Here is a 13,977-nt window from a genome sequence, read left to right on the forward strand (position 1 = left end):
AGGATCTCTATGCCCTTGCGCCTTGCGCTGCTTCTGCTGATTACCGGTATCGCCGGGTGTGTTTCATCGGGCCATGACCACCCTTTGCAAACCGGCAAGGGCCGTGACGAAGCGCGAGTCGCTTATGTGCAGTTGGGGTTGGGCTATTTGCAGCAGGGCATGAGCGAACAGGCCAAGGTGCCGTTGAAAAAGGCCCTTGAGCTGGACGGCGATGATGCCGACGCTAATGCAGCGTTGGCGCTGGTCTTTCAAGCCCAGGCCGAGCCGGAGCTGGCTGACGGTTATTTCAAGAAGGCCCTGGCTGCCCGTCCTGACGACCCACGGTTGCTGAACAACTACGGTAGCTTCCTGTTCGCGCAGAAACGATATGACCAGGCCGCCGATTATTTCCAACGAGCAAGCGTTGATACCCTCTATCCTGAGCGCTCGCGGGTATTCGAAAATCTCGGGGTTACTGCGGTGCGCCTTGGCCAGCGTGAAGACGCCCGCCGGCATCTGGAAAAGGCTCTGCATTTGAACGCTCGCCAGCCGCGTGCCTTGCTCGAAATGGCTGAGTTGTCTTATGAAGACAGGCATTATGTGCCGGCCCGCGACTATTACGAACGTTTTAGCCTGCTCAGCGGGCAAAATGCACGTAGTCTATTGCTCGGCGTGCGCCTGGCGACGGTTCATGAAGAACGCGACACGGCCGCACGGTTTGGCCAGCAACTCGAACGACTCTATCCCGGTACCCCGGAATATCAGCAATACCTGTCGGAGCAATGATGAAAGCGGCGCACCCGGAAGTTGTAGCAGCTAATCGCGTAAACCCAGGCGAGACCTTGCGTCAGGCCCGCGAAAGCAATGGTTGGTCGCTGGCGGAAGTGGCCCTCAAGCTCAATTTGACCACTACGTCCCTGTCTAACCTTGAAGCAGGCGCGTTCGACAAGTTGCCTGGGCATACCTTCGCCCGTGGCTATATCCGCGCTTATGCCAAATTGCTCGGTATCGACCAGACCGTATTGGTTCAGGAGTTCGACCAGTACACCGGCACCGACTCCCAAGGCAGCAGCGTGCATGGCCTGGGACGTATCGAAGAGCCGGTACGCGTTTCTCACACTATTTTGCGAATTGTTAGCCTTTTGCTGCTGATCGCCGTAATTGGCGGCGGTTTTGTCTGGTGGCAAGACCAGACCTCCCAGCGCACCAAGGACATGACCAGTAACGCCATGGAGCATGTCGAAGTCGAAAGCGCCGATGGCACCACCCAGATTCATCCGTTGGATGAGCCGGAAGACCAGGCCGTTGTCGAGGGGCAGACCACGCCTGAGGCGCCGTTGGCCACTGAGCAACCGCTCGCATCGGAAACCGCTCCGGCTGCGACCGCGCCTGCGGCCCCCGCAACACCGGCTGCGCCTGCCGCTCAAGCCCATGTGCCTGCCGTGCCCGCACAGGCTCCAGCAACCGCCGCCCCGGCTGCTCCGGCCACCCCGGCGATTTCGCCGCCCACCACGCCTGCGTTGATTGCCGGTGACGGGCGCGTACAGATCACTTTCATCGCTGATTGCTGGACGCAGCTCACCGATGGCAATGGCAAAGTGCTGTTTAGCGGTCTCAAGCGCAAGGGCGATACGCTGGACCAGGGCGGCAAGCCTCCTTTGACGCTGCGTCTGGGCTACGCCCGAGGCGCACAAGTGGCCTATAACGGCCAGCCTGTGGACGTGGCGCCGTTCACCAGTGGCGAGACCGCTCGCCTCAAGTTGGGACAATAGTCATGCACGGCGAATCTCCAATCAAACGTCGCGTATCGCGCAAGATCTGGGTCGGCTCGGTGCCGGTGGGCGGCGATGCTCCCATCGCGGTGCAGAGCATGACCAACAGCGACACCAATGATGTGGCCGCAACCGTTGCCCAGATCAATCGCCTGGAAGCTGCCGGCGTGGACATCGTGCGGGTGTCCGTGCCGGACATGGATGCCGCTGAGGCATTCGGTCGTATCAAGCAATTGGTCAAAGTGCCGTTGGTGGCCGACATTCACTTCGACTACCGTATTGCGTTGCGCGTTGCCGAGCTGGGTGTGGACTGCCTGCGCATCAACCCGGGCAACATCGGTCGCGAAGACCGCGTGCGTGCGGTGGTGGATGCCGCGCGTGATCGTGGGATCCCTATCCGTATCGGCGTCAACGCCGGTTCCCTGGAAAAAGACCTGCAAAAAAAATACGGCGAGCCAACCCCGGCGGCGCTGGTTGAGTCGGCGTTGCGCCACGTTGAACATCTGGAGCGCCTGAATTTCCAGGACTTCAAGGTCAGCGTAAAGGCCTCCGATGTGTTCATGGCGGTAGAAGCCTACCGTTTATTGGCCAAGGAAATCGTGCAGCCGCTGCACCTGGGTATCACCGAAGCGGGCGGTTTGCGCTCAGGCACAGTGAAATCTGCGGTGGGTCTCGGTATGCTGCTCGCCGAAGGGATTGGCGATACCATCCGCATCTCCCTGGCGGCAGACCCGGTAGAGGAAGTGAAAGTCGGCTACGACATTCTCAAATCCCTGCATTTGCGTTCCCGAGGCATCAACTTCATCGCCTGCCCGAGCTGCTCGCGGCAGAATTTCGACGTGGTGAAAACCATGAACGATCTGGAAGGGCGCCTCGAAGATCTGCTGGTACCGCTGGATGTCGCGGTGATCGGTTGTGTGGTCAACGGGCCGGGTGAAGCCAAGGAAGCCCATATTGGCTTGACCGGCGGTACACCGAACCTGATTTACATCGACGGCAAACCGTCGCAGAAGTTGACGAATGACAATCTGGTGGATGAGCTTGAACGGCTGATCCGCGAGAAAGCGGCCGAGAAGGTCGCGGCTGACGCAGCGCTGATCGCACGCGGCTAAGAACGAATTTAAGGATTTGATGTGAGCAAGTCTCTGCAAGCCATTCGTGGCATGAACGACATCCTGCCCGACCAGACGCCACTGTGGCGCTATTTCGAGGGGACTGTCGCGCGCCTGCTGGATAACTACGGTTACAAGCAGATCCGCATGCCAATCGTCGAGTTCACCGAGTTGTTCAAGCGCTCCATCGGTGAAGTGACCGACATCGTCGAAAAAGAGATGTACACCTTCGAAGACCGCAACGGCGACTCCCTGACCCTGCGTCCGGAAGGTACTGCCGCCTGCGTGCGCGCAGTACTCGAACACGGCCTGACCGGTGGCGGCCAGCCGCAGAAACTGTGGTACATCGGCCCCATGTTTCGTCACGAGCGTCCGCAGAAGGGCCGTTATCGCCAGTTTCATCAGATCGGCCTGGAAGTGTTCAACCTCGATGGCCCGGACATTGACGCCGAATTGATCGTGCTGACATGGCGCCTGTGGGGCATGCTGGGCATCCGCGATGCGGTCAAGCTTGAACTCAACAGCCTGGGCACCAGCGAGTCCCGTGGGCGCTATCGCGAAGCCCTGGTTGAATTCCTGTCCGCGCGCGTGGATCAGTTGGATGAAGACAGCCAGCGCCGTCTGAAGACCAACCCGCTGCGCGTGCTGGACACCAAGAACGCCGATACCCAGGCGGTCCTGGTCGATGCGCCGAAAATGGCCGATTACCTGGACGACGAATCCCGCACGCACTTCGAAGGCCTCAAGGCTCGCCTGGATGCGGCCGGTATTCCCTACGTGATCAATCCGAAATTGGTACGTGGCCTGGATTACTACAGCAAAACCGTATTCGAATGGGTTACCGACAAGCTCGGCGCCCAGGGCACCGTGTGTGCCGGTGGCCGTTATGATGGCCTGGTCGAGCAGATGGGCGGCAAGCCGACCACCGGCGTAGGTTTTGCCATGGGCATCGAGCGCTTGATCCTGCTACTGGAAACCCTGGAGCAGGTGCCGGAAGAAATTTCCCGTCAGGTGGATGTGTACCTGTGCGCCTTTGGCGAGGCCGCCGAGTTGGCTGCACTGGCCTTGAGCGAAAAGGTGCGCGACCAACTGCCAAACCTGCGCCTGCAGATCAACGCCGGCGCGGGCAGCTTCAAGAGTCAGTTCAAGAAAGCCGACAAGAGCGGTGCGTTGTACGCATTGATCCTGGGCGATGACGAGTTGGCCCAGCAAGTGATAGGTTTCAAACCCCTGCGTGGCCAGGGCGAGCAACAGAATATTGCCTTTGATGCGCTCGCAGCGCACTTGGCCACCTGCGTCGTGCAGGGTTGAAGCTGTCGAACAGCCGAATTTAGCGATTAAGGAGTATTGGGGTGTCGAGTACTGATGATGAGCAGTTGGCCGAGTTCAAGGACTGGTGGCAGCGTAACGGCAAGCCCCTGGTTACCGGCGGTCTGCTGGCTTTAGTGGTGGTGTTCGGCTGGCAAGCCTGGACCAAGTATCAGGCCAACCAATCCCAAGGCGCCTCGATCGTTTATCAGCAATTGCTGGAAACCACCCTGACACCGGACGGTAAGCCCGATCCGGCGCGCGTGGCCGACCTGGCCGGCAAGCTGAAGAACGAATTCGGCGGCAGCACCTACGCCCAGTACGGCAGCCTGTTCGTCGCGAAAGTCGCGGTCGATACCGGCAAGCTGGATGATGCAGCCACCGAGCTGAAAGCCATCGTCGACAAGCCGACCAACCCGACCCTGGGTGAAATCGCGCGTCAGCGCCTGGCTCAGGTGATGGCGGCACAGAACAAAGCTGACGAAGCACTCAAACTGCTCGACGGCGATGCTGACAAAGCATTTGTAGCCACTCGCGAAGAGCTCAAGGGCGACCTGCTGGTCCAATTGGGTCGTACCGACGAAGCGAATGCTGCGTACCAAAAAGCCAAGGCGGCGCTGTCTGATGAAGCGGCGGTCGGTGGCTTACAAATCAAGCTGGACGACTTGGCCAAAGGGGATGCGTGACGTGATCCGTTGGAAACATGCAGCATTGCTGGCTCTGGCCGTTCTGGCCGCGGGTTGCAGCAGCAACAGTAAAAAAGAACTGCCTCCGGCCGAGCTGACCAGCTTCAAGGAAGAAGTGGTCCTGCAAAAGCAGTGGAGCCGCTCCATCGGTGACGGTCAGGGCGAAACCTACAATATGTTGGTGCCGGCTATCGACGGTGAAAACATCGTTGCCGCTGACGTGACCGGCGTTGTGATCTCCATGGATCGCATGAACGGCGACGTCAAGTGGAAGAAAGACCTGGAACTGCCAGTGTCCGGCGCCGTTGGCGTGGGTTATGGCTTGGTAATGCTGGGCACGCTCAAGGGCGAAGTCGTGGCGCTGGATTCCAGCACCGGTGAAGAGAAATGGCGCGCTCGCGTGACCAGTGAAGTACTCGCACCCCCTGCCACCAATGGCAATGTGGTCGTGGTGCAGACCCAGGACGACCGTGTGATTGGCCTGGACGCCAGCACCGGCGAACAGCGCTGGTTGTACGACAGTACCCCGGCGGTGTTGACCTTGCGCGGTACCAGCGGTCCGGTAGTGACCAATAATCTTGCCGTGGTAGGTCTGTCGACCGGTAAAGTGGTCGCGCTTGATACGCTTAACGGCGTACCGGCCTGGGAAACCCGCGTGGCCATCCCACAAGGTCGTTCCGAGCTGGACCGCGTTGTGGATATCGATGGCGGCTTGCTGCTGTCGGGCGAAACCCTCTACGTCGCCACTTACCAAGGCCGTGTCGCGGCACTGGACCTGCAGACCGGTCGTGTGAACTGGCAGCGTGATGCTTCCAGCTACGCCGGTGTCGCGCAGGGGCTTGGCAGCGTCTATGTAAGCCTGGCGTCGGGAACCGTGGAAAGCGTCGACGAGCGTACTACCACTGCGTTGTGGAGCAACGACTCGCTGGCTCGCCGTCAGTTGTCGGCGCCGGAAGTATTCTCCAGCTATGTGGCGGTCGGCGACTTCGAAGGCTACCTGCACCTGCTGAGCCAGGTGGACGGTCGTTTTGTCGGTCGCGAGCGTATCGACAGCGACGGCCTGCGTGCGCGTCCGCTGGTGGTGGGTAACATGCTTTATGTGTATGGCAACAGCGGCAAGCTGGAAGCCCTGACCATCAAGTAAAGGTTTGACTATGCTTGGGGTCACCCCCAGGCGGCCCTGCTTCGGCAGGGCATGCGGCATGAATATGCTGCCCCGAGCACCAGCCGCTGCCCTGCAGCGGCTTTTGTATTTTCTGAAATAACGAAGTGGAGAGCCGCATGGTTCCCGTAATCGCCCTGGTGGGCCGACCTAACGTCGGCAAGTCCACCTTGTTCAACCGCCTGACCAGGACTCGCGACGCCATTGTCGGCGACTTGTCCGGTCTGACCCGTGATCGCCAATACGGTGAGGCAAAGTGGCAAGGGCGCTCCTACATTATCGTCGACACCGGTGGTATCTCCGGTGACGAGCATGGCATGGACGAAAAAATGGCCGAGCAGTCGCTGCTAGCCATTGAAGAAGCCGATGTCGTGTTGTTCCTGGTGGACGCCCGCGCGGGCTACACCGCTGCCGACCAAATGATCGGCGAGCACCTGCGCAAGCGCAACAAACGCTCCTACCTGGTCGCCAACAAGATCGACAACATCGATCCTGAGCAGGCCCGTGCCGAATTCAGCCCGATGGGCCTGGGTGACGCGATCCCGATTGCCGGTGCCCACGGTCGCGGCATCACTCAGATGTTGGAAATCGCTCTGCGCGACTTCCCGAAAGATGATGTCGAGGAAGAAGAGGGCGAAGAAGAGATCGTCGCCGAAGGCGAGGAAGCCAAGCGCATTCCTGGCCCGAGCGAAAAAGACGGTATCAAGATCGCCATTATCGGCCGCCCCAATGTGGGCAAGTCGACCCTGGTCAACCGCATGCTCGGTGAAGACCGCGTTATCGTCTATGACCAGCCAGGCACCACCCGCGACAGCATCTACATCCCGTTCGAACGCAACGACGAGAAGTACACGCTGATCGACACCGCCGGTGTGCGCAAGCGCGGCAAGATCCATGAGGAAGTTGAAAAATTCTCCGTGGTGAAGACCCTGCAAGCCATCAAGGACGCCAACGTGGTGATCTTTGTGATGGACGCCCGTGAAGGCGTGGTGGACCACGACCTCAACCTGCTGGGCTTCGCCCTGGAGGCCGGTCGGGCACTGGTGATCGCGATCAACAAGTGGGACGGCATGACGCCGAGCGAGCGCGACTTCGTCAAGGTCGAGCTGCAGCGTCGGCTGTTCTTCGTCGAGTTTGCGGATATCCACTTCATCTCGGCGTTGCACGGCACTGGCGTGGGTAACCTGTATGCCTCCGTACAGAACTCGTTCAAGTCCGCGGTCACCCGTTGGCCGACCAACCGTCTGACCCAGATCCTGGAAGACGCAGTGGGCGAGCACGCGCCGCCGATGGTCAACAACCGTCGGATCAAGCTGCGTTACGCCCACTTGGGTGGTGCCAACCCGCCGATTATCGTGATCCACGGTAACCAGATCGAGAAGGTGCCCAAGTCCTACGTGCGTTACCTGGAAAACACCTATCGCCGTGTCTTGAAACTGGTCGGTACGCCGATTCGTATCGAGTTCAAAGGTGGCGAGAACCCATACGAAGGCAACAAGAACACACTGACTGACCGTCAGGTGAACAAGAAGCGTCGTTTGATGACTCACCACAAGAAAGCCGACAAAAAGCGCCGCGACAAGCGCTGATATCGACTTCGCAGAAAGGGCTCTTGATGAGCCCTTTTTTGTGCGCGCCGGTTTGTGCCTTGACCCAACCGGGTTGGCAGCTTAAAACTTGGGGCTCATCCGCAGGGGCCTTCGATGATCACCAGCAAGCTGCCAACGGTCGGCACGACCATTTTTACCACCATGTCGCAACTCGCCGCTGAAACCGGCGCCCTCAACCTGTCCCAGGGTTTCCCCGATTTCAACGGGCCTCAAGGTTTGCTCGACGCGGTGGGCAAGCATGTTGCCGCCGGCCATAACCAATATTCGCCTATGACGGGTTTGCCGGCTCTGCGTCAGCAAGTGGCGGCCAAGATCGCCCGTAGCTATGGGGTTACGGTCAATCCCGACACCGAAGTGACCATCACGCCTGGCGCGACTGCCGCGATCTTTTGCGCCATCCAGGCAGTGATTCGCAGCGGCGACGAAGTCATCGTGTTCGACCCGTGCTACGACAGCTATGAACCCTCGGTGGAGCTGGCCGGCGGCCGTTGCGTGCATGTGCAACTGAGCCTGCAAGGCTTCGCGCTGGACTTTGAACGGATCAAGGCGGCGCTTTCGCCGCGCACGCGCATGATCATCCTCAACACCCCCCACAACCCGACCGGCGCGTTGATCAGCCGTGCTGAGCTGGACCAATTGGCTGAACTGATCCGCGATCGCGATATTTACCTGGTCAGCGATGAGGTTTACGAGCACTTGGTATTCGACGGGGTCTCTCACGTCAGCGTGTTGGCCCATGAGGAGCTGTACCAACGTGCGTTCGTGGTCAGCTCCTTTGGCAAGACCTATCACGTCACCGGCTGGAAAACCGGCTATGTCGTCGCCCCACCGGCGCTGACGGCCGAACTGCGCAAGGTGCACCAATACGTCAATTTCTGTGGTGTGACACCGTTGCAGTGCGCATTGGCTGACTTTATGGCCGAACACCCGGAGCATGTCGAAGAACTGCCGGCGTTCTATCAGGCCAAGCGCGACCTGTTCTGCGACTTGCTGGCGCCGTCGCGCTTGAGCTTTACCCGGGTCGCCGGTACTTACTTCCAATTGGTGGACTACTCACAGATACGCCCGGATCTGGATGACGTCGCCATGTCGCTGTGGATGACCCGTGAACATGGTGTGGCGAGCATTCCGATCTCGGTGTTCTACCAGCACCCACCCCAAGGCCAGCGCCTGGTGCGCTTGTGCTTTGCCAAACGTGAGGACACGCTGCGCCAGGCAGCCGAAAAACTATGCGTGATCTGACTGCACTGCCCGATCTGACGATTGCCCTGATCCAGACCACCCTGGCCTGGCACGACCGCCAGGCCAACCTTGAGCATTTTGAACTGCTGCTGGAGCAGGCCAGGGGAGCCGATCTGATCGTACTGCCCGAGATGTTTACCACGGGTTTCTCTATGGAGTCCCAGGCCCTCGCCGAACCGGAACACGGTCCCACCCAGCAGTGGTTGCAATCCCAAGCGGTCAAATACGACGCAGTGATCACCGGCAGCGTGATCATCCAGGCCGCCGACGGCAGCCATCGCAATCGCCTGCTATGGGCACGGCCGGATGGCGAGGTGTTGCACTACGACAAGCGCCATCTATTCCGCATGGCCGGTGAGCACAATCACTACACCCCCGGCGAGCGCCAAGTGCAGTTCGAATTGAAGGGCTGGCGTATACGCCCGTTGATTTGCTACGACCTGCGCTTCCCGGTATGGAGCCGCGACGCTCAAGATACTGACCTGTTGTTGTACACGGCCAACTGGCCCGGCGCCCGGCGCCAGCACTGGAACCGCTTGCTACCGGCGCGGGCCATCGAAAACCTGTGTTATGTAGCGGCAGTGAATAGGGTCGGCACCGATGGCAAAGGCTTTGCCTATACCGGCGACAGTCAGGTGCTGGACTTCCAGGGAGAGACGCTGCTCAGTGCGGGGGAGGCTGACGGGGTGTTTCAGGTGAAGCTGGAGGCGGCGGAGTTGGCGGCGTATCGCGCCCGGTTTCCGGCGCATCTGGATGCCGATAGTTTTCAGTTTGTCTGACTGACAGTTATCGGGGGCTTGCCCCCGATGAGTCCCTGACAGTCAACCCAAATCTGACGCTCAATAAAAAGGCCCCTGGATTCACACCCAGGGGCCTTTGGCACTCAGCGGTCGACGTTTACGCCGCCTTAGCTTCCAACTGGCTCAACGAGCGGTTCAGTGCACTGAACAATGCCTTGAAGCTGGCCGTGGTGATGTTTTCATCGATGCCCACGCCATGCACCGGGCGTTCGCCGTTCACGCGCAGTTCGATATAGGCCGCAGCCTTGGCGTTGGTGCCCGCGCCGATCGCGTGTTCGTTGTAGTCCATGATCTCGACCGCCACCGGCAGGCCGGCCACCAAGGCTTCCAGCGCGCCGTTGCCTTTGCCTTTCCAGTGCAGGTTGGTTTCGCCCTGGCCTTTGCCGGAGACTTCCACCTCGACGAAGCTGTTGCCGTTCTCTTCCTGCAAACGATGGCTGACCAACGCATACGGTGTGTTGGCTTGCAGGTATTCACGCTGCAGCAACGCATAGATTTGCGGTGCGGTCATCTCCAGGCCCACGCGGTCGGTTTCGGCCTGCACGACTTGGCTGAACTCGATCTGCATGCGACGCGGCAAGCTGATGTCGTATTCCTGTTCCAGCAGGTAGGCGATGCCACCCTTGCCTGACTGGCTGTTGACGCGGATCACGGCCTCGTAGCTGCGGCCGATGTCTGCAGGGTCGATCGGCAAGTACGGGACTTCCCACAGCGCGTCGGATTTCTGCTGGGCAAAGCCCTTGCGGATCGCATCCTGGTGGGAGCCGGAGAACGCGGTGTGAACCAGGTCGCCGACGTACGGGTGACGTGGGTGGACCTGGATCTGGTTGCACTCTTCAACGACTTTACGCACGCCGTCGATATCGGAGAAATCCAGCTCAGGGTCCACGCCCTGGGTATAGAGGTTCAGGGCCACGGTGACCAGATCGACGTTACCGGTGCGCTCGCCGTTGCCGAACAGGCAGCCTTCGACACGGTCGGCACCGGCCATCAGGCCCAATTCGGTGGCAGCCACGCCGGTACCACGGTCGTTGTGGGTGTGCAGGCTGATGATCACGCTGTCACGGCGGTTGATATGACGACCGAACCACTCGATCTGGTCGGCATAGATATTCGGCGTGGCGCACTCCACGGTGGCCGGCAGGTTGAGGATGACCTTGTGCTCCGGTGTCGGGTTCCACACCTCGATCACGGCGTCGCAGACTTCCTTGGCGAACTCCAGTTCGGTGGCGCTGAAGGTCTCAGGCGAGTACTCGAAAGTCCACTGGGTTTCCGGTTGCTGGGCGGCGTATTTGACGAACAGCTTGGCGGCGTTGACTGCAATCGCCTTGATACCGTCCTTGTCCTGGTTGAACACGATGCGGCGGAACGACGGCGAGGTGGCGTTGTACAAGTGCACGATGGCCTTCTTGGCTCCGCGCAGAGATTCGAAGGTACGTGCGATCAAGTCTTCACGGCCCTGGGTCAGCACCTGGATGGTGGTGTCCTCGGGGATGTGGTTGTCTTCGATCAGGGTGCGCACAAAGTCGAAGTCGGTCTGCGAGGCCGCCGGGAATGAGGCCTCGATTTCCTTCACGCCCACTGCGACCAGGGTTTTCCAGAAGCGCAGTTTTTTTACCGCATCCATCGGTTCGATCAGCGATTGGTTGCCATCACGCAAGTCGGAACTGCACCAGATTGGCGCGGCGGTGATGGTTTTCGATGGCCAGGTGCGGTCCGGAATATCGATGGTCGGGAACGCGCGGTACTTCGAAGACGGGTCTTTGAGCATGCTCATCGGGAAATCCTTTGTGTAGGGGCCGAGAAGAGGCGGCCTGCCGTGGAACTGTTATTGGGGATAAAGCACAAGACGAGGCAGATCGATTCAGCCTGGCAGTCGTGCGCTGACAAGGCACAGGCTGCGGTGCTGGCGGAGCTGAATGAGGGTGTGAGAGGTTTTCATAGGTCCAACCCTAACCGCCGAGGTGAATGATGGCAAGCAGTCGAAAAAAATTGATAGAAGTTCTTTGTTGTGCAGTTCGATCGAGATTTTCTGCCAATTATTCGGGTGTGATATGGGTTTTATTGCGCGCCAATTCTTGGGCGCGCAATCGCGGATATCAAGGTTGGAATGCGCCAATAAAGATCGCCGGGTCCACCCGCGCATCGTTAAGGCTGACGTTCCAGTGCATGTGCGGCCCCGTCGCTCGGCCGGTTGAGCCGACCTTGCCCACCACCGCGCCTCGCACCAGTTGCTGGCCGACCTTCACGTCGATCGTGGACATGTGGCAGAACATGCTGATAAAGCCTTGGCCATGATCGACGAACACGGTATTGCCGTTGAAAAAGTAATTGCCCACCAGAATCACTTTGCCGTTTGCAGGCGTTTTGATCGGCGTGCCGGCGGGCACCGCGAAGTCCAGGCCCGAATGCGGGTTGCGCTCTTCGCCGTTGAAAAAGCGGCGCACGCCGAACTTGCTCGACAGCGGACCGTTGACCGGTTTGTCCAGCACCAGATTGCTCGGCAGGTTCGGGCTGAAACTGCGGTAAGCCTTGATCTGTACCGCCAGCTCGGCCTCGATGCGCTTGAGCTGCGCCGGGGCAGGGTTGACCTGGCTTTTATTCTTCAAGGTGATGCGTTGTTCCGGGTACTTTTTATAGCCGACGATAAAGGGCAGGCTGCGGCCGCCGCTGCTGATGCGCTCGTTGCCGGGTTTGACGGTCAGCGGAATGCCGACGATCGCCAGCCAATTGTCCTGTTCCTTGACCACCAGCACCGGCTTGCCTTGATACGTGGCCTTGGGCGCCGTTGCCGAAGGGCCCAGCTCGACCACTGCCACGCCGCCCGGCACCGGTTTGTTCAGGGTGCGGCTGATGTAACTGTCGGCGTGGGCGTTAAAGGTCAGGCATAGCAGCATCAACAGGCTAAAAAGACGTGGCATCGATCAATCCAGTAACGAAAGGGTAACGGGTGTCAGGTGGTTGTCTTCCACCCGCACTTGCAATTGGCCTTCACCGAGTCGCGCGGTCAGACGCTGGCCGGTGTGGGTCTGCGCGGCATTGCGAATGGCTTGGCCACGCTCGTCCAGCAGGATGCTGTAGCCGCGGCCCAGGGTGGCCAGCGGGCTGACCACCTGCAGCGTCTGCACCTGGCTTTGCAATTGCAGACGACGCGCCTTGAGGCCTTCGCGCATGGCGCGCGGCAGGCGTTCGGCGAGGCTGTCCAAGCGCTGGCGCAATAGGGCCAGTTGGCGTCCCGGATGCTGGCCGGCGAGGCGGGTTTCCAGGCGGATCAAGCGCTCGCGCCGGGTGTTGAGGCTACGCTCGAAGGCACGGCGTAGGCGCATGTCCAAGTCGTCGAGGCGTTGGGCCTGTTGGCGCAGACGTTCGCCCGGATGACGCAGGCGGCGGGCCATGCCCTCAAGTCGCAAGCGGTCGTGCCGTAGGCGGTTGCGCATCAGCATCACCAGGCGCCGATGCAGGTTCTCCACCTGGCGCACCAGATGGCTTGAATCCGGCGCCAGCAGCTCGGCGGCAGCGGACGGTGTAGGCGCACGTACGTCAGCCACGAAGTCGCTGATCGACACATCGGTTTCATGGCCGACGGCGCTGACAATCGGTGTGATACAGGCGTCCACCGCACGGGCCACGGCTTCTTCGTTGAAGCACCAGAGGTCCTCCAGCGAACCGCCGCCACGGGCCAGGATCAGTGCGTCGAAGCCGCGCGCATCCGCCAGTTTCAGCGCCCGTACAATTTGCGGGATGGCTTCGCGGCCTTGCACGGCGGTGGGGATCAACGTCAGTTGCACCTGCGGCGCACGGCGACGGAATACGCTGATGATGTCGCGGATCACCGCGCCGGTGGGTGAGCTGATGATGCCGATGCGCTGCGGGTGGGCCGGCAGCGGCACTTTGCGCTCGGCGCTGAACAGTCCTTCGGCGCTGAGTTTTTCTTTCAGCGCATCGAAGGCCAAGCGCAGCGCACCGTCGCCGGCGGGCTCCACGGTGTCGAGAATCAACTGGTAATCACCACGGCCCTCAAACAACGAGACCTTGCCGCGCACCTTCACCGCCAGGCCATCCTTCAAGGCCTGCCGAACGCGTGCGGCGTTACTGCGAAACAATGCGCAACGCACCTGGGCGCCACTGTCCTTGAGGGTGAAATACACGTGGCCGGACGCCGGGCGGGCGAGGTTGGAGATTTCGCCTTCGACCCAGATATTGGCGAACACGTCTTCCAGCAACACCCGCGCACGGCCGTTGAGCTGGCTGACAGTCAGAACTTCCCGGTCCAGGCCCAGACGGGCAAACGGGTCTTTAATCATGG

The 13,977-nt window shown here is 60.3% G+C and carries 12 protein-coding genes; 9 read left to right on the forward strand and 3 right to left on the reverse strand.

What is annotated here, in order from left to right:
• Positions 1 to 9 precede the first annotated feature (9 nt).
• From pilW to ABX75_RS18870, 9 genes are all read left to right on the forward strand, one after another.
• On the forward strand, positions 10 to 765 hold the full coding sequence (pilW, locus tag ABX75_RS18830) for a type IV pilus biogenesis/stability protein PilW (protein ID WP_034115033.1): 756 nt from the start codon (positions 10 to 12) through the stop codon (positions 763 to 765).
• The gene (locus tag ABX75_RS18835; RefSeq protein ID WP_034100421.1) at positions 765 to 1,751 is read left to right on the forward strand and encodes a RodZ family helix-turn-helix domain-containing protein; all 987 of its coding nucleotides are present in this window, start codon (positions 765 to 767) and stop codon (positions 1,749 to 1,751) included. The genes pilW and ABX75_RS18835 overlap by 1 nt, the downstream gene beginning before the upstream one ends.
• Before the next feature lie 2 nt (positions 1,752 to 1,753).
• The gene (ispG, locus tag ABX75_RS18840; protein WP_034100419.1) at positions 1,754 to 2,863 is read left to right on the forward strand and encodes a flavodoxin-dependent (E)-4-hydroxy-3-methylbut-2-enyl-diphosphate synthase; all 1,110 of its coding nucleotides are present in this window, start codon (positions 1,754 to 1,756) and stop codon (positions 2,861 to 2,863) included.
• A 21-nt stretch (positions 2,864 to 2,884) separates the two neighbouring features.
• Positions 2,885 to 4,174 (forward strand): histidine--tRNA ligase, encoded by a 1,290-nt coding sequence (gene hisS, locus ABX75_RS18845; protein ID WP_034100417.1) that lies wholly within the window; start codon positions 2,885 to 2,887, stop codon positions 4,172 to 4,174.
• Between the two features lie 41 nt (positions 4,175 to 4,215).
• Positions 4,216 to 4,857, forward strand: coding sequence for a YfgM family protein (locus ABX75_RS18850; protein WP_034100415.1), 642 nt, complete (start codon positions 4,216 to 4,218; stop codon positions 4,855 to 4,857).
• Positions 4,850 to 6,001: an outer membrane protein assembly factor BamB gene (gene bamB, locus ABX75_RS18855; RefSeq protein ID WP_034100413.1), complete on the forward strand. Its 1,152-nt coding sequence runs from the start codon at positions 4,850 to 4,852 to the stop codon at positions 5,999 to 6,001. The genes ABX75_RS18850 and bamB overlap by 8 nt, the downstream gene beginning before the upstream one ends.
• Positions 6,002 to 6,138: 137 nt before the next feature.
• The gene (gene der, locus ABX75_RS18860; RefSeq protein ID WP_034100410.1) at positions 6,139 to 7,608 is read left to right on the forward strand and encodes a ribosome biogenesis GTPase Der; all 1,470 of its coding nucleotides are present in this window, start codon (positions 6,139 to 6,141) and stop codon (positions 7,606 to 7,608) included.
• Between the two features lie 114 nt (positions 7,609 to 7,722).
• Positions 7,723 to 8,871 carry a pyridoxal phosphate-dependent aminotransferase gene (locus ABX75_RS18865; protein ID WP_034100408.1) on the forward strand — a complete coding sequence of 383 codons (1,149 nt, stop codon included), beginning with the start codon at positions 7,723 to 7,725 and terminating at the stop codon, positions 8,869 to 8,871.
• A complete protein-coding gene (locus tag ABX75_RS18870) occupies positions 8,859 to 9,650 on the forward strand; it encodes an amidohydrolase (protein WP_034115031.1) in 792 nt (263 codons plus the stop codon). The genes ABX75_RS18865 and ABX75_RS18870 overlap by 13 nt, the downstream gene beginning before the upstream one ends.
• 118 nt (positions 9,651 to 9,768) lie before the next feature.
• On the opposite strand, the gene leuA is transcribed toward ABX75_RS18870, so the two are convergent.
• The 3 genes from leuA to xseA form a co-directional block, all read right to left on the reverse strand.
• On the reverse strand, positions 9,769 to 11,448 hold the full coding sequence (gene leuA / locus ABX75_RS18875) for a 2-isopropylmalate synthase (RefSeq protein WP_034100403.1): 1,680 nt from the start codon (positions 11,446 to 11,448) through the stop codon (positions 9,769 to 9,771).
• A gap of 322 nt (positions 11,449 to 11,770) precedes the next feature.
• Positions 11,771 to 12,592 carry a M23 family metallopeptidase gene (locus ABX75_RS18880; protein ID WP_034139223.1) on the reverse strand — a complete coding sequence of 274 codons (822 nt, stop codon included), beginning with the start codon at positions 12,590 to 12,592 and terminating at the stop codon, positions 11,771 to 11,773.
• A 3-nt stretch (positions 12,593 to 12,595) separates the two neighbouring features.
• The gene (gene xseA, locus ABX75_RS18885) at positions 12,596 to 13,975 is read right to left on the reverse strand and encodes an exodeoxyribonuclease VII large subunit (protein WP_034100399.1); all 1,380 of its coding nucleotides are present in this window, start codon (positions 13,973 to 13,975) and stop codon (positions 12,596 to 12,598) included.
• Positions 13,976 to 13,977: the final 2 nt, after the last annotated feature.

Origin of the sequence: Pseudomonas sp. ARP3, from assembly GCF_001029595.1 — a bacterium.
Taxonomy (GTDB): Bacteria; Pseudomonadota; Gammaproteobacteria; order Pseudomonadales; family Pseudomonadaceae; genus Aquipseudomonas; species Aquipseudomonas rhodesiae.

Bases quoted from the DNA above. Each gene is read 5' to 3' on its own strand.
- ispG (WP_034100419.1), top strand. From the start codon at position 1,754: ATGCACGGCGAATCTCCAATCAAACGTCGCGTATCGCGCAAGATCTGG.
- ABX75_RS18835 (WP_034100421.1), top strand. From the start codon at position 765: ATGAAAGCGGCGCACCCGGAAGTTGTAGCAGCTAATCGCGTAAACCCA.
- ABX75_RS18880 (WP_034139223.1), bottom strand. From the start codon at position 12,592: ATGCCACGTCTTTTTAGCCTGTTGATGCTGCTATGCCTGACCTTTAAC.
- xseA (WP_034100399.1), bottom strand. From the start codon at position 13,975: ATGATTAAAGACCCGTTTGCCCGTCTGGGCCTGGACCGGGAAGTTCTG.
- ABX75_RS18865 (WP_034100408.1), top strand. From the start codon at position 7,723: ATGATCACCAGCAAGCTGCCAACGGTCGGCACGACCATTTTTACCACC.
- bamB (WP_034100413.1), top strand. From the start codon at position 4,850: ATGCGTGACGTGATCCGTTGGAAACATGCAGCATTGCTGGCTCTGGCC.
- ABX75_RS18870 (WP_034115031.1), top strand. From the start codon at position 8,859: ATGCGTGATCTGACTGCACTGCCCGATCTGACGATTGCCCTGATCCAG.
- pilW (WP_034115033.1), top strand. From the start codon at position 10: ATGCCCTTGCGCCTTGCGCTGCTTCTGCTGATTACCGGTATCGCCGGG.
- der (WP_034100410.1), top strand. From the start codon at position 6,139: ATGGTTCCCGTAATCGCCCTGGTGGGCCGACCTAACGTCGGCAAGTCC.
- leuA (WP_034100403.1), bottom strand. From the start codon at position 11,448: ATGAGCATGCTCAAAGACCCGTCTTCGAAGTACCGCGCGTTCCCGACC.